The organism is Achromobacter sp. 1L-A-4-B-C2, assembly GCF_057291955.1.
Map to the genome: position 1 here is coordinate 1 of NZ_JBXAWP010000004.1, position 19,641 is coordinate 19,641.

The 19,641-nt window shown below is 62.1% G+C and carries 19 protein-coding genes and 1 other RNA gene; 7 read left to right on the forward strand and 13 right to left on the reverse strand.

Features of this window, described 5'->3' with window-relative positions:
* Nucleotides 1–516: 516 nt before the first annotated feature.
* Entirely contained in the window at nt 517–993 is a 477-nt protein-coding gene (locus tag AC0Z35_RS18630; protein WP_006221896.1) for an Lrp/AsnC family transcriptional regulator, read from the reverse strand.
* A 156-nt stretch (nt 994–1,149) separates the two neighbouring features.
* Here AC0Z35_RS18630 and hppD point away from each other — a divergent pair, with 156 nt between their 5' ends.
* Nucleotides 1,150–2,262 (forward strand): 4-hydroxyphenylpyruvate dioxygenase, encoded by a 1,113-nt coding sequence (gene hppD / locus AC0Z35_RS18635; protein WP_046807628.1) that lies wholly within the window; start codon nt 1,150–1,152, stop codon nt 2,260–2,262.
* A gap of 114 nt (nt 2,263–2,376) precedes the next feature.
* Here the strand turns inward: hppD and msrA are convergent, their stop codons facing one another.
* The 3 genes from msrA to ilvD form a co-directional block, all read right to left on the reverse strand.
* Nucleotides 2,377–2,931 carry a peptide-methionine (S)-S-oxide reductase MsrA gene (msrA, locus tag AC0Z35_RS18640; RefSeq protein WP_046807627.1) on the reverse strand — a complete coding sequence of 185 codons (555 nt, stop codon included), beginning with the start codon at nt 2,929–2,931 and terminating at the stop codon, nt 2,377–2,379.
* Between the two features lie 76 nt (nt 2,932–3,007).
* Nucleotides 3,008–3,343, reverse strand: coding sequence for a c-type cytochrome (locus AC0Z35_RS18645; protein ID WP_485132501.1), 336 nt, complete (start codon nt 3,341–3,343; stop codon nt 3,008–3,010).
* The gene (gene ilvD / locus AC0Z35_RS18650; RefSeq protein ID WP_120153816.1) at nt 3,327–5,012 is read right to left on the reverse strand and encodes a dihydroxy-acid dehydratase; all 1,686 of its coding nucleotides are present in this window, start codon (nt 5,010–5,012) and stop codon (nt 3,327–3,329) included. The genes AC0Z35_RS18645 and ilvD overlap by 17 nt, the downstream gene beginning before the upstream one ends.
* A gap of 132 nt (nt 5,013–5,144) precedes the next feature.
* Here ilvD and lgt point away from each other — a divergent pair, with 132 nt between their 5' ends.
* Nucleotides 5,145–5,933, forward strand: a complete 789-nt coding sequence (gene lgt, locus AC0Z35_RS18655) for a prolipoprotein diacylglyceryl transferase (protein WP_046807624.1) — start codon at nt 5,145–5,147, stop codon at nt 5,931–5,933.
* Here the strand turns inward: lgt and AC0Z35_RS18660 are convergent.
* From AC0Z35_RS18660 to AC0Z35_RS18675, 4 genes are all read right to left on the reverse strand, one after another.
* The gene (locus AC0Z35_RS18660) at nt 5,908–6,672 is read right to left on the reverse strand and encodes an SIMPL domain-containing protein (protein ID WP_046807623.1); all 765 of its coding nucleotides are present in this window, start codon (nt 6,670–6,672) and stop codon (nt 5,908–5,910) included. The genes lgt and AC0Z35_RS18660 overlap by 26 nt on opposite strands.
* A gap of 92 nt (nt 6,673–6,764) precedes the next feature.
* Nucleotides 6,765–6,949: non-coding RNA, 6S RNA (gene ssrS, locus AC0Z35_RS18665), on the reverse strand.
* Between the two features lie 32 nt (nt 6,950–6,981).
* A complete protein-coding gene (locus AC0Z35_RS18670; protein WP_006217444.1) occupies nt 6,982–7,293 on the reverse strand; it encodes a cell division protein ZapA in 312 nt (103 codons plus the stop codon).
* Nucleotides 7,293–7,739 carry a hypothetical protein gene (locus tag AC0Z35_RS18675; RefSeq protein WP_046807622.1) on the reverse strand — a complete coding sequence of 149 codons (447 nt, stop codon included), beginning with the start codon at nt 7,737–7,739 and terminating at the stop codon, nt 7,293–7,295. Before AC0Z35_RS18675 ends, AC0Z35_RS18670 begins: the two co-directional genes overlap by 1 nt.
* Nucleotides 7,740–8,219: 480 nt before the next feature.
* Here AC0Z35_RS18675 and AC0Z35_RS18680 point away from each other — a divergent pair, with 480 nt between their 5' ends.
* The 4 genes from AC0Z35_RS18680 (at nt 8,220) to AC0Z35_RS18695 (ending at nt 12,953) form a co-directional block, all read left to right on the forward strand.
* The gene (locus AC0Z35_RS18680) at nt 8,220–8,684 is read left to right on the forward strand and encodes a tripartite tricarboxylate transporter TctB family protein (RefSeq protein ID WP_104145125.1); all 465 of its coding nucleotides are present in this window, start codon (nt 8,220–8,222) and stop codon (nt 8,682–8,684) included.
* A 13-nt stretch (nt 8,685–8,697) separates the two neighbouring features.
* On the forward strand, nt 8,698–10,203 hold the full coding sequence (locus AC0Z35_RS18685) for a tripartite tricarboxylate transporter permease (RefSeq protein ID WP_104145126.1): 1,506 nt from the start codon (nt 8,698–8,700) through the stop codon (nt 10,201–10,203).
* A gap of 181 nt (nt 10,204–10,384) precedes the next feature.
* Nucleotides 10,385–11,989, forward strand: a complete 1,605-nt coding sequence (locus AC0Z35_RS18690; protein ID WP_485132502.1) for a gamma-glutamyltransferase family protein — start codon at nt 10,385–10,387, stop codon at nt 11,987–11,989.
* A 58-nt stretch (nt 11,990–12,047) separates the two neighbouring features.
* Nucleotides 12,048–12,953 carry an NAD(P)-dependent oxidoreductase gene (locus tag AC0Z35_RS18695; protein ID WP_485132503.1) on the forward strand — a complete coding sequence of 302 codons (906 nt, stop codon included), beginning with the start codon at nt 12,048–12,050 and terminating at the stop codon, nt 12,951–12,953.
* Between the two features lie 122 nt (nt 12,954–13,075).
* Here AC0Z35_RS18695 and AC0Z35_RS18700 read toward each other — a convergent pair whose 3' ends face one another.
* Nucleotides 13,076–13,705: an FMN-dependent NADH-azoreductase gene (locus AC0Z35_RS18700; RefSeq protein ID WP_104145129.1), complete on the reverse strand. Its 630-nt coding sequence runs from the start codon at nt 13,703–13,705 to the stop codon at nt 13,076–13,078.
* A gap of 199 nt (nt 13,706–13,904) precedes the next feature.
* Between AC0Z35_RS18700 and AC0Z35_RS18705 the strand changes: the two genes are divergently transcribed.
* Entirely contained in the window at nt 13,905–14,840 is a 936-nt protein-coding gene (locus AC0Z35_RS18705; protein ID WP_046807616.1) for a LysR family transcriptional regulator, read from the forward strand.
* Here AC0Z35_RS18705 and AC0Z35_RS18710 read toward each other — a convergent pair.
* The 4 genes from AC0Z35_RS18710 to AC0Z35_RS18725 form a co-directional block, all read right to left on the reverse strand.
* Entirely contained in the window at nt 14,834–15,763 is a 930-nt protein-coding gene (locus AC0Z35_RS18710) for a 2-hydroxyacid dehydrogenase (protein ID WP_046807615.1), read from the reverse strand. The two genes, AC0Z35_RS18705 and AC0Z35_RS18710, sit on opposite strands and share 7 nt — an antisense overlap.
* Nucleotides 15,764–15,874: 111 nt before the next feature.
* Nucleotides 15,875–17,404 (reverse strand): tripartite tricarboxylate transporter permease, encoded by a 1,530-nt coding sequence (locus tag AC0Z35_RS18715; RefSeq protein WP_046807614.1) that lies wholly within the window; start codon nt 17,402–17,404, stop codon nt 15,875–15,877.
* Between the two features lie 6 nt (nt 17,405–17,410).
* Nucleotides 17,411–17,839, reverse strand: a complete 429-nt coding sequence (locus AC0Z35_RS18720; protein WP_046807631.1) for a tripartite tricarboxylate transporter TctB family protein — start codon at nt 17,837–17,839, stop codon at nt 17,411–17,413.
* 298 nt (nt 17,840–18,137) lie between these two features.
* The gene (locus tag AC0Z35_RS18725; RefSeq protein ID WP_485132712.1) at nt 18,138–19,640 is read right to left on the reverse strand and encodes a sensor histidine kinase; all 1,503 of its coding nucleotides are present in this window, start codon (nt 19,638–19,640) and stop codon (nt 18,138–18,140) included.
* Nucleotide 19,641 lies beyond the last annotated feature (1 nt).

The following is a 19,641-nucleotide window of genomic DNA, read 5'->3' on the forward strand; positions in this document are numbered from 1 at the left end:
TGCATCCTATCTTGCAACCCCGCCACCGGCTTTCGCTAGGGCGACTCTGGAAACCAGAGGTCGGTTACTACTCAGGTGGCTTGCGATTTCGATCCGGGTAAACCCTTGCTCGTCATCACCAGCCAAGCCCAAGACTATAGCACGATTTTTGCAGACTGTGCAACTGGCTTTTGCCTGATTTGCACCATTCCTTGCAATCCCGCTTAGCTGCCATTGCTGGCGGCTAAGCGGCAGGCCGGAGCCCGTCGTACTGCTTGGCTTCGCCGTTCAAAAATGTCTGAACTGCGAAGGAGCGAGACTATAGCACGAAATTTTTGGCGTTCTGGCCAAGTTGACACCCGTTTTGCAGAAAAATGAACTTTTAAAGGGACGCACCCTCTTTGAGGCCATCCGAAGCCATATCTTCGGAACCGTACGGAGGGCAAGTAGTGCAGGCCCGCGGGGAGCACCCCTCTATGTCTACAGATGAAGCCTCTATATATAAGGCGTCTATATATAGAGGCTTCAAAGACGCGCCTACAGACGCAGCTCCGTCGTTTCCTTGATTTGCTGAAGCGCAAAGAAGGAACGCATGTCGATGACTGCCGGGTGGCGCATCAGCGTGTCCATTGCGAAGCGTGAAAAATGCGCCAGGTCGGCCACCTGTATCCGGAGAAGGTAGTCCATATCGCCAGACATCGCATAGCACTCGACCACCTCTGGCCACAGCTGTACGTCCCGTGCGAAGTCGCTCATTGGTGCGTGACTGGAACCGCTGTGCTTGTTCAAGCGTATGTTCACGTATGCCAACAGCCCCAGTCCGACCTTCTCGGCATCGATCAAGGCGACGTACTTTTTGATGAAGCCCTTTTCTTCCAGCCGTCGGACCCGTCTCAAGCATGGGCTGGGGGATAAGGAAACGCGGTCAGCCAGTTCCTGGTTGCTTAAGCGACCGTCGCGCTGCAGTTCGGCCAGGATCCTGAGATCTGTCCTGTCAAGCTCGATATCAGACATTTATTGCCCCGAAGTTTTCCATTGCAGCAATATTATTGCCGAAGCCCGGGGCTTCGAAGCCATCTTTGCAATTGTCTGCCCGTCGATCCTACCTACAATCTCCTTCTAGACTTGAAGAACAAGTCGTCCTGAAAAATGATGCAAGGGAGCAGACATATGAGCAGCGCATTTCAACCGTGGGACAACCCAATGGGCACCGCCGGGTTCGAGTTCATTGAGTACGCCGCGCCGGACCCCGCCGCGTTGCGCAAGGTGTTCGAACTGCTCGGCTTCAAAGCCATCGCCAAGCACCGCCACAAGGATGTCACGCTGTATCGCCAGGGCGGCGTCAACTTCCTGATCAACGCCGAGCCGGATTCCTTTGCACAACGCTTCGCGCGACTGCACGGTCCGTCGATCTGTGCGATCGGTTTTCGCGTGCAAGACGCCAATGCGGCATACAAGCGCGCCTTGGAACTGGGTGCGTGGGGCTTCGACTCGCACAGTGGTCCGATGGAATTGAACATTCCCGCCATCAAGGGCATCGGCGATTCGCTGATTTACCTGGTTGACCGCTGGACCGGCAAGGAAGGCCACGGCGGTATTGGCGACATCAGCATCTATGACGTGGACTTCGTGCCCGTGGACCCGGACAATGCGCAGGCCGACCTGAACCATCGCGGCGCGGGCCTGACGCTGGTGGATCACCTGACGCACAACGTGCACAAGGGCCGCATGGCCGAGTGGTCGGAGTTCTACGAGCGCCTGTTCAATTTCCGCGAAGTGCGCTACTTCGATATCGAAGGCAAGGTGACGGGCGTGAAGTCGAAGGCCATGACTTCGCCTTGCGGCAACATCCGCATTCCGATCAACGAAGAAGGCACGGAAGAGAAAGGACAGATCCAGGAGTACCTGGACCTGTACCGCGGCGAAGGCATCCAGCATATCGCGATGGCTACGGATGACATCTACAGCACCATTGAGGCGCTGCGCGAGTCGGGCGTCGTGTTTCTGGATACGCCGGAAACGTACTACGAACTGCTGGACCGCCGCCTGCCCAACCACGGCGAAGACGTTGCCCGCCTGCAGAAAAACCGCATCTTGTTGGACGGCGCGCCGGGTGGTGGCCTGCTGCTGCAGATCTTCACGGAAAACCAGATCGGGCCGATCTTCTTTGAGATCATTCAGCGCAAGGGCAACGACGGATTCGGCGAAGGCAATTTCAAGGCCCTGTTCGAATCGATCGAGCTGGACCAGATGCGCCGTGGCGTTGTGAAGAACGTCGAGTAATCGCTTCCCCTGCCGGCGCGCGGTGCTCATGCAGCGGCGCCGGCCTTGAAACCTCACCAAATGGTGAGGTTTTTTTTGCCCCCGGCACACGCGCGGGCACCGGCGAAGATGGACTCAGCGCTTCAGGCGATCCTGGAATTGCTTGCGGAACTTCGCGACCTTGGGCGCGATCACGAACTGGCAATAGCCTTGTTCGGGATGCAAAGCAAAGTAATTGCTGTGGTAGTCCTCGGCTTGCCAGAACCGGGCCGGCGGCAGCAGCTTGGTGACAATGGGCGCGTCATACACCTGCTGCGCCTCCACCTCGGCGATGACCGCTTCGGCCTGCTCGCGCTGCGACTCGTTCTGCCAGAAGATGGCCGACTCGTACTGCGGGCCAATGTCATTGCCCTGGCGCCCCGGCGTGGTGGGATCGTGGGTAGCGAAAAACACACGCAGCAAATCGCTGAACGACAACTCCGACGGGTCGAATTCGATTCGGGCCACTTCGATATGCCCGGTCTCTTTGCCGCACACTTGCTCGTAGCTGGGGTTGTCGACGTGCCCGCCGCTGTAGCCGGGCAAGACGCTTTTGACTCCACGCAGATCGGCGAAGACCGCTTCGACGCACCAGAAGCAGCCGCCGCCAAGGACGGCGACCTCGTTGCCGGGGGAAGGTTGTTCTGCCATGACGATTCCTCTCTTATAGGCGACCCGTTCGTGGGCCGCGCCCCCGCGCATCGTGCGCGGGACGTAAAGATTAAGACTACTGCTTGGCGGGCGCCAGCGACAATATCCATTCGGCCAGCAGGCGGGCGTCTTCCTGGCTGACATGCGTTTGGGCAGGCATGGGAACCGCGCCCCACGCGCCACGACCGCCACCGCGAATCTTGCCCGCCAGGTAATCCACCATGGCGTCGCCCTGCCCGGCATAACGTTCCGCCACGCTCTTCAGCGGAGGCCCCACGCGCTTGGCTTCTACTTGATGGCAGGCCATACAGGCCTTGCTTTTGGCCAAATCCAGGCCGGTGGTTTCTGCCTGGACCGCGCCCGCGCTCAACACGCAGGCGGCGGCCACCCACAGACTAATCTTCAAATGCATCGGTAACTGCCCCACGGCTCGCGGTGCTGGCGAGCTTGCCGAATTTGGCAAGCACACCGCGTGTATAACGCGGCTTGGGCTGGACCCAGGCCTGGCGACGAGCCGCCAGGTCTTCGTCGCTGATGTTCAACTGCAGCAGCAGTTTGTGGGCATCGATGGTAACCGAATCGCCTTCCTGGATCAGGGCGATCGGGCCGCCAACGAAGGCTTCAGGCGCGACGTGGCCGACCACCATGCCCCACGTGCCGCCGGAAAAACGGCCATCGGTGATGAGCCCGACCGTTTCGCCCAGGCCCTGCCCCACCAGGGCAGACGTAGGCGCCAACATTTCGCGCATGCCGGGCCCACCCTTGGGACCTTCATAGCGGATGACAACGACGTCACCATCCTTGATCTGCCGCGCCATGATGGCCGTCATCGCGTCATCTTCGGAATCGAAGACGCGTGCCGGGCCGGTCATGACGGGATTTTTCAGCCCCGTGATCTTGGCCACACAGCCTTCCGGCGACAAATTGCCCTTGAGAATCGCCAGATGCCCCTGCGGATACAGCGCGCGGTCCAGGGGCATGATGACGTCCTGATCCGCGCGTGGTGTATCGGGCACATCCGCCAGCGTCTCTGCGATGGTCTTGCCGGTGATGGTAATGCAGTCGCCATGCAAGAGGCCGGCATTGAGCAGCAGCTTCATGACCTGCGGGATGCCGCCCGCGCGATGCAGATCGGTGGCGACGTATTTGCCCGACGGCTTCAAGTCGCACAGAACGGGCACACGCTTGCGGATCCTTTCGAAGTCGTCGATGGTCCACGGCACCTCGGCGGCATGGGCAATAGCCAGGAAGTGCAACACGGCATTGGTCGAGCCGCCAGTGGCCATGATGACGGACACGGCGTTTTCAATGGATTCGCGCGTAATGATGTCGCGCGGTCGAAGATTGCGCCGCACCGCATCGACCAGGACACGCGCCGACTCGGCGGCCGACACGACTTTCTCGTCGTCCTCGTTGGCCATCGTGCTGGAATACGGCAGGCTCATGCCCATGGCTTCGAAGGCAGAGCTCATGGTGTTGGCGGTGTACATGCCGCCACAGGAACCCGAGCCAGGTATCGCGCATTTTTCGATTTGCTTGAAGTCGGCTTCGGGCATGCGCCCCATGGTGTATTCGCCCACTGCCTCAAACACGGACACGATGGTCAGGTCGTTGCCTTTGTAATGGCCGGGCTTGATGGTGCCGCCATAGACGTAGATGCCGGGCACGTTCGTGCGCGCCAGGGCGATCATGCCGCCCGGCATGTTCTTGTCGCAGCCGCCGATGACCACCACGCCATCCATCCACTGGCCTTGCGCAGCGGTCTCGATGCAGTCAGCGATAACTTCGCGCGACACCAGCGAATACTTCATGCCCTCAGTGCCCATCGACATGCCATCGGATATGGTGGGCGTGCCGAACACCTGCGGATTCGCGCTGGATGCACGGATGGCGTCGATGGCCGCGTCCGCCAACCTTTGCAGGCCGCTGTTGCACGGCGTGATCGTGGAATGGCCGTTAGCCACGCCAATCATGGGGTTGTCGAAGTCGGCTTCCTTGTAGCCCAGCGCGTAGTACATGGCGCGGTTGGGCGCGCGCGCGACGCCATGGGTGATGTGGCGGGAACGTTCATTGTTCGGCATGGTCTGTCTCTCCTGTCGGCCGTCGGGGCGCGGACATGGCGAACGCACCCGGGGAGCTGGCTCGCTTGCACGCATGCGAATCTTCAGTGCTCGCCGGTTATTATCATTCAACTTTATTGTGTCGGGCAGAACATGCTGCAATATCCAAAATTCGATCCCGTAGCCCTGCAGATCGGGCCGCTGGCCATTCATTGGTACGGGCTGATGTATCTGGCGGGTTTCGCCCTGGTGTATGTGCTTGGGCGTCGGCGCATCACAAGCGGCCACACCACGTCGCTGAACATGCGCGACCTTGAAGACCTGATTTTTTACAGCGTGCTGGGCGTGGTGCTGGGTGGCCGGCTTGGCTATGTGCTGTTCTACAAGCCTGCGTACTATTTGGCGCATCCGCTGGAAGTCGCCTATCTATGGCAGGGCGGCATGTCGTTTCACGGCGGGCTGATAGGCGTGATCGTCGTCATGCTGCTGTTCGCCCGCAAGAAGAAGCTGCCGTTTTTCGCCATCAGTGATTTCATCGCGCCGCTGATCCCGCTGGGCCTGGGTTTTGGCCGACTGGGCAACTTCATCAATGGCGAGCTTTGGGGTCGTCCGACCGATGTGCCGTGGGCCATGGTGTTCCCGGACAGCGGCGACGGGCTGGCGCGCCATCCGTCCCAACTGTATGAGCTGGGCCTGGAAGGCATCGTGCTGTTTGCGTTGCTGTGGTGGTTTTCCAGCAAGCCGCGCCCGCTGGGCCAGGTTAGCGGGCTGTTCCTGATGGGCTACGGAACGTTCCGCTTCCTGGTGGAATTCACCCGCGAGCCGGACAACTTTCTTGGCCTGCTCGCGGGGGGCTTAAGCATGGGACAGTGGCTGTCCGTGCCGATGGTCGCCTTGGGCGCCATCATGTTCACCCTTACTGCAAAACGATCGTCCCGTTAACAGCGACGCTGACCGTGACGTCTCCCGCTTCCAGCGGGACGTCCGGGCTGAAGCCGCCAGAAGCGTCTTTGGCCATGGCGGCTGCGCCCAACATGCGCGGCATCGGTACCGGGCCACCCGAACCACCAAGCTCGAGCTTGGACAGGCGATAGCCCGAAAAGCCGAACGCGTTTGCCGCGGCCAGGGCGCGATCCTTGAACGCCTGCGCCGCTTCTTTCAGCAGCTTGCGTTCTTCGGCCTCGCGCGCTTCACGCGACAGCGAAAACGCGATGTTCGAGATGGCGGTCTTGTCCGATAGCTTGGACGCCAACGCGGCCGCCGCGTCGAAGTCCTTGGACTCCAGCACCACTTCGCCCTGGCCTCGCCAAGAACTGATCTTGCCCTTGCTGTTCGTGTTCGGCCACACGTTGAAACCGCCCGTGCGGACGTCAACGCCCTTGGTATCACGCGCGCGCTTGACGACGTCATCCAGGATGGCCGTCAGCTTCTTGCCCGCCGCAGGCTGATCGGGGGCATCGACTTCAGCAGTCAAAGAAATGCGAACGGTGTCCTGCTTGACCTCGGATGAGGCCGCAGCTTGCAGCGTCATTTCGGGAGAACGATTCGTGGACGATTCCGCTGCCGCGGGCGCCACGGCACCTTGCGCTTGTGCGTATGCCGGTTGCACGGCGGCGATGGCGGCCACGGCTGCGCACGCTGCGCCGAGTTTCGTCAGCGAAAAAACAGGGTGTTTGAACATGGACGGGTCCTAGGAAAGAGGACAGAGGGGAAGAACTTGGGGGATTTTTGGCACCCGACGCGGACCTGCGCTGTTGGCAGGCCCGCTGGGATAGATGCCCCGCCTGTGCCGTCAAGGCCGGCATCTCGAACCCTGAGGTTCAAGGTGGTCGCGTTCCGAAGAGCGTCGGGTTCGTCTACGAGAGACAATCACTCCAGCTCTGCACTCCCGCAACCAATATGCCAAAAGACATAGGTTCAGAGAATGTATGGCCTAGTCACGGACACGGCAGGGACAAACTGAAAATTCTTGAATACCGCTTTATGAACGTTAGAGCAGTTTTTCCTGACCCGACAAGGCGTCATCGAGTACTGCGTTCATGTCCTCAATTCTACGCTTGAAGTCGCCAACCGCCAAACCCCCTAGCGGACCATCGGGCGCTTTCATCGCAAGCAGCTCGCCGGCGACTTGCAAAGCGGCCATGACGGCAATGCGTTCGTTGCTGGAAATCTTGCCGGTTCCCTGGATGCGCAGCATCAACTGGTCGACATGACGCACGGCGGCCATCAACGTGGGCTTCTCTTCAGCAGAGCAAGCCAGTGAATAGTCGCGTCCTAATATGGTTACGTCTACGCGTTCCATCAGTGTTGCTCTCCAGACGGTGCGCCCGGCAGGCGGGCCAGCACGGCGTCAATGCGCTCGCGGGCCGAAGCGGCGGCCACGCGCAAGCGCTGTAGTTCGTTGTCGCGAGATTGCAAGGTGCCTTGCAGTTCGGATTCGCGGGCGGCGAAGCGCGACTCAAGCGCTTGGCGTTCGGCGGATTCGCGGGCAAGCTGCTCGCGCAGGGCAACTTCCGCCTGCTGGGCTTGCTCGAGCATTGCGGTGACGGCGCCGTCGTGATCCTGAAGCTTGGTTTTCAACGTGACGATGTCAGCCTCGCGCTCGGCGGCGCGCTGCTTCAGCACACGCTGTTCAGCTTCGAAGTCGTTCAAGCGTAGGCGCAACGCATCACGCTCTGCGTGGAGTTGGCGGGTGCGTTGCACCAGTTGCCCGATTCGGGCGGCGAGTTGGTCTAGATCTTGCAGCATGGGCGCTATCGTAAACCATCCTGAGGTAGACCGGGCCTCTTCACGCAAGGTGAGAAACCCGGCAATATTCGGTAGGAATTACGGTTGTGATGTCGGCGGCGCGAGGCTAACCGATTCCGGCCCAAGAAGAAAAGTCCCCCTCCTCCAAAATCCCCGCATCCGGCCGATCCGGCTTTCGCATTTCTTTCTATAAACTTTCACTTAGCTTTCAAAAAGCCCTCAATCTTCCCGCGCCGTTACATCTCGGGGTCGGGAGTTCCCGAATTCTAGGGAAAACCCCAGCCTTTCACGGACCTTACAGGGTTTGCAGCGTGGCAGGCGTCCATTACCATTCGCCCTTTCAAGAAACCACGCCGTCGCTTTCAGAATAACTAATGGCACCCTGAAGTGCCTTTTTTGTGCCTGTCACTCGCCTTTCGGCGAGTCCCCTCCGGCTACAAACTTTTTTATCTACATGCTGTAAACAGGAGCCAACCAATCATGCAGCTACGCAATCGACAGGACTTCTGGTCTGGGGTGATGTTCATCGCCCTTGGACTGGGATTTGCCTGGCAGGCCAGCAGCTACCAAATGGGTACTGCTGCCCGAATGGGCCCAGGGTACTTTCCTTTCTGGCTAGGCATTGTTCTGGCTTTGCTGGGCGCCATCGTGCTGCTTGGCTCGCTTTCCAAGAAAGCGCAGGACACGCACGTCGACAAGTTCGACTGGCGCATCGTTTTTCTCGTCGTGGGTTCAGTCGTCTTGTATGGCTTCATCCTCAAGCCGCTGGGCATCTACCTTTCGGTATTCATCCTGGTTGTCGTAAGCAGCCTGGCCAGCCATGAGTTCAGCTTGAAGGTCGCCGTCGCCAACGCGATCTTCCTGGTGGTGTTCTCGTATCTGGCATTCGTCAAGGGGCTGGGGCTGATCTTCCCGCTGTGGCCGTCCTTTCTGGGCATGAACTAAGGAGCAACCGGTCATGGAATTGTTTGACAACCTGATGTTGGGCTTCTCGGTGGCGTTCACGCCCGAGAACCTGGCCTATGCACTGCTGGGCTGCATTCTGGGTACGCTGATTGGCGTGTTGCCCGGTATTGGCCCGGTCCCGACCATCGCGATGCTGCTGCCGATCACGTATGTGTTGCCCCCGATTGCCGGCCTGATCATGCTTGCAGGCATCTATTACGGCGCGCAATACGGCGGTTCGACCACGGCGATTCTTGTGGCGCTGCCAGGGGAAACGTCCGCGGTGGTGACCGTGCTGGATGGCCACCAGATGGCCCGTAACGGCCGTGCCGGTGCCGCCTTGGCTATCGCTGCACTGGGCTCGTTCTTTGCCGGTTGCGTGGCCACGCTGCTGTTGGCCGCCTTCGCGCCCCCGCTGGCTGAAGTGGCCTTCAAGTTCGGCCCCGCCGAGTACTTCTCGCTGATGTGTCTGGGTCTGGTCGGCGCCGTGGTGCTGGCTTCCGGCTCGCTGCCCAAGGCGATCTCGATGATCATCCTGGGCCTGCTGTTGGGCATGGTCGGCACCGACGTCAACTCGGGCGTTGCCCGCTTCGACTTCGGCATCCCCGAACTGCAAGACGGTATCGACTTCGCCATCGTGGCCATGGGTGTGTTCGGCTTTGCCGAAATCATGACCAACCTGGAGCAGAAGGAAAACCGCGTCGACATCACCGACAAGATCGGCTCGCTGTACCCGAACAAGCAGGAATTCAAGGAAGCCGCTCCCGCCGTGCTGCGCGGTACGGCCCTGGGTTCGGCCCTGGGTATCTTGCCCGGCGGTGGCGCCGTGCTGTCGTCCTTCGCTTCCTACACCCTGGAAAAGAAGATCTCGAAGAATCCGGAACGCTTCGGCAAGGGCCACCCGGCCGGCCTGGCTGGTCCGGAATCGGCGAACAACGCTGCCGCGCAGACGTCGTTCATTCCGCTGCTGACGCTCGGTATCCCGGGTAACGCCGTGATGGCGCTGATGGTCGGCGCAATGACGATTCACAACATCCAGCCCGGCCCGCAAGTCATGACGAGCCACCCGGAGCTGTTCTGGGGCTTGATCGCTTCGATGTGGATCGGCAACCTGATGCTGGTGGTGCTGAACCTGCCGCTGATCGGCCTGTGGGTCAAGCTGCTGAAGGTGCCCTACCGCATCCTGTTCCCGGCGATTCTGGTGTTCTGCACGATCGGTGTGTATTCGTTGAACTACAACTCGTTCGACATCTTCACAACGGCTATCTTCGGTGTCATCGGCTACGTGTGGTCGAAGCTCAAGTGCGAAGGCGCACCGCTGCTGCTGGGCCTGGTTCTGGGCCCCATGATGGAAGAAAACTTCCGCCGTGCCTTGCTGCTGTCGCGTGGCGATTTCAGCACCTTCGTGACGCGTCCGCTGTCGGCATCGCTGCTGGCCGTGGCTGCCTTCCTGGTGATCCTGGTGGCCCTGCCCGCCATCCGCAAGAAGCGCGAAGAGACCTTCGTCGAAGAAGAGTAAGACGCGAACCCGCCGCCTTGCGCGGCGGTGTCGGCGCGATCCAAACCCCTGGGCTTGTCCCAGGGGTTTTTTTATTGGGCTGACCTGGCGAAAGCTGCCAAAGGCTACGCAGGACTACGCCCCGCCGGATTCGGGAAGCCGCTACGGTAAAGTACGGGTTTACCCCACGCGATGATTCGGCATGAATTTCGACTGGAACAACCCGTACCCCACCACCCGCATTCCCGTTTTCGCCCGCAACGTCGTCGCCACGTCGCAGCCACTGGCGGCGCAGGCGGGCTTGCGCATCCTGGCCCAGGGCGGCAATGCCGTTGACGCGGCCATCGCCACCGCCGCGACCCTCACCCTGACCGAACCAGTCAGCAACGGCCTGGGTTCCGACTGCTTCGCCGTCATCTGGGACGGCGCCAAGCTTCATGGCCTGAATGCCTCCGGCCCCGCCCCCAGCGCCTGGAATGTGGATTATTTTCGGCGCAAGCACCAAGGGGCGATTCCCATGCGCGGCTGGGACAGCGTCACCGTGCCCGGATGCGTGGCCGGCTGGGCCGCCTTGCATGAAAAGTTGGGCAAGCTGCCGTTCGCCGAGGTGTTGGGCCCCGCCATCGAATACGCCGAGCGCGGTTACGCCGTGTCTCCCGTTGTGCATGAAAAATGGGCGGCGCAAGCTGACTTGCTACAGCCCCAACCGGGCTTTGCCGACCATTTCCTGCCGCGCGGCCGGGTTCCCCACGTGGGCGAACATTTCGTGTTGGCGGGCGCCGCCGCTACCCTCAAGCGCATTGCCGCAACAGGCGGGCGCGATTTCTACGAAGGCGAAACCGCGCACAAGCTGGTGGCACACGCGCAGGCGCACGACGCGGCGCTGACCTTGGCGGACCTGCGCGATTATTCGCCCGAATGGGTAGCGCCCATCAGCCAGCCGTACCGTGGCCATACACTGCACCAGATTCCCCCCAACGGCCAAGGCATCGCGGCCCTGATCGCGCTGGGTATCTTGCAGAATTTCGACCTGGCCGCGCGCCCTGTCGATCATCCCGACACCCAGCATCTGCTGATCGAAGCCATGAAGCTGGCGTTCGCCGACGTTTATGCCCATGTCGCCGACTCCCGCCACATGCGCATGACGCCCGAGCAAATGCTGCGGCCCGATTACCTGGCTGAACGCGCACGCCTGATCAGTCGAAACGCGGCCCAGGACTTCCTGTCCGGCCATGCACCGCAAGGCGGCACGGTGTACCTGACCACCGCCGACAAGAGCGGCATGATGGTCAGCTTCATTCAATCGAACTATATGGGCTTCGGTTCGGGAGTGGTGGTGCCTGGCACCGGCGTCAGCCTGCAAAATCGCGGGCACTGCTTCAGCACCCGCCCAGAGCACCCGAATGTGGTGGCCGGCGGTAAGCGCCCTTTTCACACCATCATTCCGGCGTTTCTGATGCGGGACGGCGCGCCGGTAATGAGCTTTGGCGTCATGGGCGGCAACATGCAGCCGCAGGGGCAGGTGCAGACGCTGGTGCGCATGCTGGACTACGGCCAGCAGCCGCAAGCCGCCTGCGACGCACCGCGCTGGAAGTGGAACCACGGGCTGACCATCGACGCCGAACCCACTCTGTCGACCGCGGTGGCGCAAGGCCTGCGCGCGCGTGGCCACGTGCTGGAAAGCGTGGACGACCCTTACATGGACTTCGGATCCGGTCAGTTCATCTGGCGGCTGGGGGATCCTGCCGTTGATGGCTATGTCAGCGCCAGCGATAGCCGACGCGATGGACTCGCCGCCGGCTTTTGATTGCGTTAAGGTTAGTGTCCTCGGACAGACCTTACTCACATAGAGCGGAGTTTCCTGCATGGCAACGATCGGTACCAAGAGCTACGACGCGGTCGTAGCCCAGAAAGTCGCTTTTCTCGGCCTGGGCGTCATGGGTCTGCCCATGGCCGGCCACCTGGCCCGCGCGGGCCACACCGTGACGGTGTACAACCGCACGCCCGCCAAGGCGCAAGCCTGGGCCGCTGAATTCGGCGGCCGCCACGCAGCCACGCCACGTGAAGCCGTGGCCGGCGCACAAATCGTGTTTGCCTGCGTGGGCAATGACGACGACCTGCGCAGTGTGGTCCTGGGGCCTGACGGCGCTTTTGCGGGCATGGCGCCGGGCGCCGTGTTCGTCGATCACACCACCGCGTCGGCCGACGTTGCCCGCGAGCTCTACGCACAGGCCAAGGAACTGGGCCTGAACTTCGTGGATGCGCCCGTCTCGGGCGGGCAGGCCGGCGCCGTCAACGGCGTTCTGACCATCATGTGCGGCGGCGAAGCCGCGGTGTTCGACGCCATCAAGCCGGTGGCGCAGAGCTTCGGCCGCGCGGTCACGTTGGTAGGCCCCCCGGGCTCTGGCCAATTGGCCAAGATGGTCAACCAGATCTGCATTGCGGGCATCGTGCAGGGCTTGTCCGAAGCCGTGGCGTTTGGCCAGGCTGCCGATCTGGACATGAAGCTGGTGCTGGACGTGATCAGCAAGGGCGCCGCGCAAAGCTGGCAGATGGAGAACCGGGGCGGCACCATGGTCGACGACAAGTTCGAATTCGGATTTGCGGTCGACTGGATGCGCAAGGACTTGGGGTTGGTGCTGGCCGAGGCCCGCAACAACGGCGCCCGTGTGCCGGTGACGGCATTGGTGGACCAGTTTTATGGCGACGTCCAAAAAATGGGCGGGGGTCGCTGGGATACTTCCAGCCTGGTGAAGCGCCTGCGCGACTGAGCGTTGCGCGGGTAACGTCGCCGGAACGCGGCGACAAAAAAGGCGAGCCGGTTGGCTCGCCTTTTGTTTCTACATCATGGCATCACAACATCACGACACCCGTGACTGCCTGCATCCCGCGATCAGGCTGCCAGGCCCGCCGGTGCTGAATCCAGGACCAGTGCATCAATGCGCTGCTTGGCCAAGGTCACCCCTTCCAAGACTGCCACTTCGCCCATCGCCATGCCTTCGGCCGCGATGAACGTCACGGCGTCCATGCCCAGGAAACCCAGCATCTGCCGCAGGTAGGGCGTCATCGTGTCGGACGGCGTGCCTTCGGCCTTGCCCCCGCGGGCCGTCAACACGAACACCTGCTTACCCTTGACGAGGCCTTCCGGCACGCCTTCGGGCGTATAACGGAACGTGACGCCCGCGCGGGCCACGTAGTCCAGGTAGCTCTTGAACTGCGCCGGCAAATTAAAGTTGTACACGGGCACGGCGAACACGATGCGGTCGGCTTCCATCAGTTCCGCGACCAGCGAATCGCTCAACTCAACGATGCGTTGCTGTTCCACGGTGCGGGCATCGGCGGGCGTGAACAACGCACCGGCCGTGTTGCCGTCAAAGTACGGAATCGGTTGTGCGCCGATGTCGCGAACTTTCACGCTGGCGGCCGGGTTGGCGGCCTTCAGGCGGGCGATCAGGTGGTCAGCCAATTCCTTGCTGTGCGAACGGTTGCCGAGGATCGAGGAAAGGATAACAAGGGTCTTCATAGCGAATTTCTCCAGTTGGCCCGCCAGGGGCGGGCGTCGGAATCTGACAGCGCCACATCCGGTTCAAAGGGAAATCCGGACTGGGGCTGGGCGCCGGGTGGCGGTGGCAGATCCCGAATGCATGGCGTCACTGTAGACCGGTTCATTATTCGCATAAACCGGGATATGATGAACTGTTCGTTCCAGGAATAGAACAATCATGCAAGATCTAAACGACCTCTATTACTTTTCCCAAGTCGTTGAGCAGGGCGGATTCAGCGCCGCCGCCCGCGCGCTGGACATTCCCAAATCCCGCCTATCCAGGCGGATTTCGCATTTGGAGGAAAGCCTGGGCGTACGCCTGCTGCAACGCACGACACGACGCCTGCGGCTGACTTCCGCCGGGGAACGGTATCTGCACTACTGCCGTGAAATGGCGGCGTCCGCGCGCGCCGCCGACGACGCCATGCGCCAACTGCAAGCGGAACCGGCCGGCCCCGTCATCGTAAGTTGCCCGGTGTCGATTGCGCAGGACGTGCTGGCGCCGCTGTTGCCCGAATTCCTGGATGCGTGGCCGGCAATTTCCGTGCAGTTGCTGGTAACGAACCGGCGGGTTGACCTGATCCGGGAAGGCGTGGACCTGGCGTTGCGCGTCCGAACCAAGCTGGACACCGACGCCGAGCTGGTCGTGCGCCATCTGGGCACGGCGCGCGGCACGCTGGTGGCCAGCCCCGGCTACTTGCAGCGCCGGGGCAGCCCGGACACACCGCAAGATCTGGCCTCGCACACCACGTTGAGCTTTTCCGACCCGCAGAACGAAGTGCGATGGCCGCTGCGCAATGACAAGGGCGAAGAAGTGCAGATCGAGCTGAAGCCGCAGCTATCGTGCAACGACTTCATTGTGCTGACCGAAGCAGCCGTGCGTGGGCGCGGCATTGCACTCTTGCCGTCGATCGCCACGCAAGAACAGCTGCGCCGTGGCCAGTTGGTGCCGGTGCTGCCGCAATGGCAATCGCCGGAGGGCATCGTCCATTGCATCTATCCATCGCGGCGGGGCATGATGCCCGCCGTCCGGACGCTGTTGGATTTCCTGTCGCAACGCCTGCCTTCGATGTACCAGCGGCTGGAAAAAGCCGTGACGCCCGCGACTCAGTAGCCGCGCGTGCGCTCGACCACGCCGGTGATGGCTTCGCCGCGCATCAGTTGAGCGACCTTGCCCGCAATCTGCTCGATGCTTTCGTCGCGCAATGTACGGGCCGCGATGTGCGGCGTGACGTGCACGCGCGGGTCGCGCCAGAAAGGATGATCGCGGGGCAGCGGCTCGGTGTGAAAAACGTCAAGCGTCGCGCCGGCGATCTCGCCTTCTTCAAGCATCTGCACCAGATCCTCTTCAACCAGATGCTCGCCACGGCCGACGTTGACCAGGTGCGCCTCGGGCAGCAATTGCGACAGCGTCTCGCGGTTGAGGATGCCGCGCGTGTCGGGCGTCAGTGGCAACACATTGACCAGAAAGCGCGTGCGGGCCAGGAAGGCCGGCAGCGCGGCTTCGCCGGCAAACGATTCGACGCCGGCAATCTCGCGCGGCGACCGTGACCAGCCCGCCACCGGGTAGCCAAACTCCGCCAGGGTTTGCGCCACACGCGCGCCCACCTGACCCAGCCCCAACACGCCCACCGGCCAATCCGACTGTGCGGTGCCTTCACGCGTGTCCCAATGCTGACGGGCCTGCGCTTCGTCAAACGCCTGGAAATCACGCGACACGCGCAGCAGCGCGTACAACGCATATTCGGCCATCTGCACCGACATGCCGGCGTCTTCCAGGCGCACGATACGCACGTGCTCGGGAATCTCGGGCATCTTCAACAGGGCGTCTACGCCCGCCCCCAGATTGAACAGCGTCGTGATGCCCGTCTCGTGCTTGAAAAGCTCGGCCGGAGGACGCCAGACCAGCGCCACTTCGGCGCCTGACGGCGGGCCATCGGGATTCCACACCGAGATGCGGCACCCGGGCATCGCGGCTTCCAAAGGCGGCACCCAAACGTCGGGATCGTGGTGGGGGCAAGCGAAAAGAATATGCATGTTGGCGGCTCTGCAAGGCGTTTCGGAAACCGCAAGCATGCAGGATGGCGTCACACAAATCAAACGGCCCGGCATGAAGCCGGGCCGTCGTTGTACGGATGCAAGCGCCGTTTAAACCGTTTGCGGCACTTCCGGTTTGGTCTTGTCCTTGCCCTTGCCACGGCGCGCGAACGCCCACACTTGCAGCAGGATCAGCAAGGCGCTGGCGGCGATGAACCACGCGCTGATCGGGCGTTGCACGAACACCATCAGATCCCCGCGCGACAGCAGCAGGGCACGGCGGAAATTCTCTTCCACCATGGGGCCCAGCACGAAGCCCAGCAGGATGGGCGCCACCGAGAATTCCAGCGTCATAAGAATCGCGCCGATCACGCCGAAGGCCAGCACTTCCCAAATCTGGAAGAGACTGTTTTGCGTGCTGAACACGCCAACCGCAATGAAGAACAGCGCGGACGGGAACAGATAGCGGTACGGCACTTGCAGCAGCTTGACCCACACGCCGATCAGCGGCACGTTCAGCACCATCAGCAGCACGTTACCCACCCAGAAGCTGGCGATCAGGCCCCAGAAAATGTCCGGATGCTCGGTGATCAGCTGCGGGCCAGGCTGGATGCCCTGGATCAGCAAGGCGCCCAGAATCAACGCCATCACCGCGTCGCCGGGAATGCCCAGGCTCATCGTGGGAATGAAGTCGACCTGCGTCTTCGAGTGCGACGACGCTTCCGGCGACGCCACGCCGGCGATCATGCCGGTGCCGAACTTTTCGGGCGTCTTCGAGATCTTGCGTTCCAGCGCGTAGGCGACGAAGGTGGTGATGGTGGGACCCGTGCCCGGCATGGCGCCAAACAGCGTGCCCACCGCCGTACCACGAACCATCGGCCAGAAAGCCGTCTTCAATTCCTGCTTGGACGGCCGCATGTCGCGAATGCGCAGCTTGGCGCCGCTACCGATGATGGTCATGCGATTGACGCTCATCAGGAAGTCGGCCACGCCGAACAGGCCCATCGAAATCGCGACCAGTTCCAGGCCGTCGGACAAGTCCAGCAGGCCGAACGAGAAGCGGATGGTACCGGTGTTCACATCCGTGCCGACCACGCCGCACATCAGGCCGAACAGCGTCATCGCTACGCCCTTCAGCGGCGAGCCGCGCGACATCGTCGCACCCGCCAGCAAGCCCAGCAGCATGATCGAGAAGATCTCGGTCGGGCCGAACTTGAAGGCCACTTCCACCAGCAAGGGCGACGCGAAGATCATGACGATGATGCCGACCGAGGCCGCGAAGAACGAACAGATCATCGTGATGCCCAGCGCGGTCCCTCCCTTGCCTTGTTTGGTCAGGGGGTAGCCGTCAAGGCAGGTGACCGCGTGCGGCGGGTGCGAAGGCAGGTTGAGCAGAATCGCGCCGATGGCGCCACCATATTGCGATCCGTAGAAGATACCGGCCAGCATCAGAATGGCGGGCACGGGCTGCATGACGTAGGTCAACGGCAACAGGATCGAAATGGCCGACAAGGCGCCCATGCCGGGCAACACGCCGATCAGGTTTCCGACCAGCACGCCAAAGAACGACCACATCAGGTTGTGCCACTGGAACGCAACGCCGAAGCCGTACCAAAGGTCCATCAAAGATTGAGAGATCATGGCGCTTCAACCCCAACGAAACAGCGGCAGCTGCAATTGCAGCGCCCACCAGAAAACGACGACCGCGATCGCGGACATGGCGACCGACAACAGAATTGCTTGCTTGATGGTGTTCTTGCGATCACCCAACGCCGAGATGAATACGATGGCGAAGGTGGCCGGCAGCAGGCCGCCGTAGTGGCCCAGCAGCAGGAACGCCAGGATGCCGAGCAGGATGCAGGCGCTGCCGCGCATGTCCGGCAAACCATGTGCATGGCCGTCGCCCGGCGCGGGCGGCGTGGCATCGCCCGAGCGAGCGGATATCGCGATCAGCACACCGGTCAACGCCAGCAGGCCACCCAATGCGGCGGGGAAAAACCCGGGTCCCATGTGGCTCAGCGAACCGATGTGATAGTCGGTGCCGCCGTATATCGCCCCCAACCCGATCAGGACCATCAGCGCGCCGCCGTAGTAGTCCTTTCTGTTGATATTTTTTTGCACTTGCTTCCTCCTTCCGGTGCAGGACCGTGCCGGCCCTTGATGCGCCGCTCGACACGAGCCTCGCCCGGCCCTTTACAACGAACCGGAGCGCAGATTACGGAGGGAAGCTGCTAATTCGCTTTCTGTGCGCTGTCGCCTTCCTGAATTCGGGGGTTATCCCTGAGGAGCGGCAACGCGGGAAAGGGGGAAACAAAAAAAAAATTTGAAAGGCGGTAGCCAGCGGGTGGGGCAGGCGGGCGGCAGGCGGTAGGGCTTATTGCTCGCCTTTCAAGTCCATATCAAGCGGACGGGGGTACTGCGAAACCGTCGGCGCCAACGGTAACCACAACACCGATGCCAGCCCGACGCCGCCCTGTGCATTGCGCTCGCCGTCCCGCAGTTCGATGTCGCCATCGTTGCGGCGGGCATAGGCCCGCGCAATCGCCAGACCCAGCCCGGACCCCGATGACGCCACCGGCTTGTCCGTGCCGACCCGCTCAAATCGCGCAAAGGCGCGGCTGCGCAGCACCGGGTCCAGGCCCGGCCCGTTGTCCGACACCGAGACCTCGGCGCGGCTTTCCAGGCGGCTGACCGACACCGTGATGCGAGCGCCCACGGGCGCGTAGTTGATGGCGTTGTGCACCAGGTTGGACAGCGCTTCATGCAGCTCGGCTTCATTGCCCGACACCGGGGCGGACGTCTCCTGCCCTTCTTCGGAACCCGCCTGCACCCAGCCCAGGTCCTGCTGCTTTTCGTGCGCCAAGGGCAGGTATTGCAGCACCACTTCGCGCGACACGGCGTTCATGTCGAGCAGTTGGCGCGGCAGGGGTTCCGCCTGGTTGGCATGCGCCAGCGACAGCAGCTGCTCGGTCAAGCGTCGGGTGCGCCCCAGCTGGTCAACGATGGCGCGCAGCCCTTCGCGCGTGCGGGCGGGGTCGCGTTCACGAAGCGCGTATTGCGCCTGGGTCAACATGATGGCCAACGGCGTGCGCAGCTGATGCGAGGCATCGGCCAGAAAATGCGATTGTTCGTCCAGCACACGGCGGTATCGGGCGATGTGGTGATTGACGGCGTCGACCAGCGGCGCCACTTCGCTGGGTACACGAGAGGCGTCCAGCGGGGTCAGGTCATCGGGCCGCCGGTTGCGGATGTCGGCACGCAGGCGCCGCAAGGGCTTGAGCGCCCATGACACGCCCCACCACACCAGCACCACCACCAGCGCCAGCATGCGGGCGTCGCGCAAGATTTCCTGGCGACGCGCGTTGTTCTCGGCTTCGATCCGTTTGCCCGTGCTTTCGGCCACCACCACCATCACTTGCCGATGCAGGCCCTGGTAGTACAGGTCACGCACCACCGCCACGACCCGGACCGGATCGTTACGGTAGACGCCGTCGTAGAAAATAGGTTGGCCGTTAGAGCGGGGCCAGCTTGGAGGCCGCGGCATTTCCGGCATGCCCAACAGGGTCTTGCCCTGCTCGGTGGGCACGGGCGAGCCATCGGGCACGGGCGGGTCCATCTGTTCGATGCGGAAGTACTTGCGCAGGCCCGCCCGGGATTCCAGCATGACTTGCGCGTACAGCGGCGTGGCCACTTGCAGATTGCCGTCCGGGGTGAATTCCAGGCTGCTTTCAAGCACGCGCGCAGGCTCGACCAGCGCGCTGTCATAGGCTTCGTTGGTGATCTCGGACAACGTGCGGTAGTCGTTCAGGCTGTCGATGACCAACAGCACCACCACGCCGGGCAGCAGCAAAATGATAAGCAGCGCGCGGATGCCCACA

What these genes read in the sequence shown, in the direction of transcription:
- AC0Z35_RS18630 (WP_006221896.1), bottom strand. Translation starts at nt 993, where the DNA reads ATGTCTGATATCGAGCTTGACAGGACAGATCTCAGGATCCTGGCCGAA.
- hppD (WP_046807628.1), top strand. Translation starts at nt 1,150, where the DNA reads ATGAGCAGCGCATTTCAACCGTGGGACAACCCAATGGGCACCGCCGGG.
- msrA (WP_046807627.1), bottom strand. Translation starts at nt 2,931, where the DNA reads ATGGCAGAACAACCTTCCCCCGGCAACGAGGTCGCCGTCCTTGGCGGC.
- AC0Z35_RS18645 (WP_485132501.1), bottom strand. Translation starts at nt 3,343, where the DNA reads ATGCATTTGAAGATTAGTCTGTGGGTGGCCGCCGCCTGCGTGTTGAGC.
- ilvD (WP_120153816.1), bottom strand. Translation starts at nt 5,012, where the DNA reads ATGCCGAACAATGAACGTTCCCGCCACATCACCCATGGCGTCGCGCGC.
- lgt (WP_046807624.1), top strand. Translation starts at nt 5,145, where the DNA reads ATGCTGCAATATCCAAAATTCGATCCCGTAGCCCTGCAGATCGGGCCG.
- AC0Z35_RS18660 (WP_046807623.1), bottom strand. Translation starts at nt 6,672, where the DNA reads ATGTTCAAACACCCTGTTTTTTCGCTGACGAAACTCGGCGCAGCGTGC.
- AC0Z35_RS18670 (WP_006217444.1), bottom strand. Translation starts at nt 7,293, where the DNA reads ATGGAACGCGTAGACGTAACCATATTAGGACGCGACTATTCACTGGCT.
- AC0Z35_RS18675 (WP_046807622.1), bottom strand. Translation starts at nt 7,739, where the DNA reads ATGCTGCAAGATCTAGACCAACTCGCCGCCCGAATCGGGCAACTGGTG.
- AC0Z35_RS18680 (WP_104145125.1), top strand. Translation starts at nt 8,220, where the DNA reads ATGCAGCTACGCAATCGACAGGACTTCTGGTCTGGGGTGATGTTCATC.
- AC0Z35_RS18685 (WP_104145126.1), top strand. Translation starts at nt 8,698, where the DNA reads ATGGAATTGTTTGACAACCTGATGTTGGGCTTCTCGGTGGCGTTCACG.
- AC0Z35_RS18690 (WP_485132502.1), top strand. Translation starts at nt 10,385, where the DNA reads ATGAATTTCGACTGGAACAACCCGTACCCCACCACCCGCATTCCCGTT.
- AC0Z35_RS18695 (WP_485132503.1), top strand. Translation starts at nt 12,048, where the DNA reads ATGGCAACGATCGGTACCAAGAGCTACGACGCGGTCGTAGCCCAGAAA.
- AC0Z35_RS18700 (WP_104145129.1), bottom strand. Translation starts at nt 13,705, where the DNA reads ATGAAGACCCTTGTTATCCTTTCCTCGATCCTCGGCAACCGTTCGCAC.
- AC0Z35_RS18705 (WP_046807616.1), top strand. Translation starts at nt 13,905, where the DNA reads ATGCAAGATCTAAACGACCTCTATTACTTTTCCCAAGTCGTTGAGCAG.
- AC0Z35_RS18710 (WP_046807615.1), bottom strand. Translation starts at nt 15,763, where the DNA reads ATGCATATTCTTTTCGCTTGCCCCCACCACGATCCCGACGTTTGGGTG.
- AC0Z35_RS18715 (WP_046807614.1), bottom strand. Translation starts at nt 17,404, where the DNA reads ATGATCTCTCAATCTTTGATGGACCTTTGGTACGGCTTCGGCGTTGCG.
- AC0Z35_RS18720 (WP_046807631.1), bottom strand. Translation starts at nt 17,839, where the DNA reads ATGGTCCTGATCGGGTTGGGGGCGATATACGGCGGCACCGACTATCAC.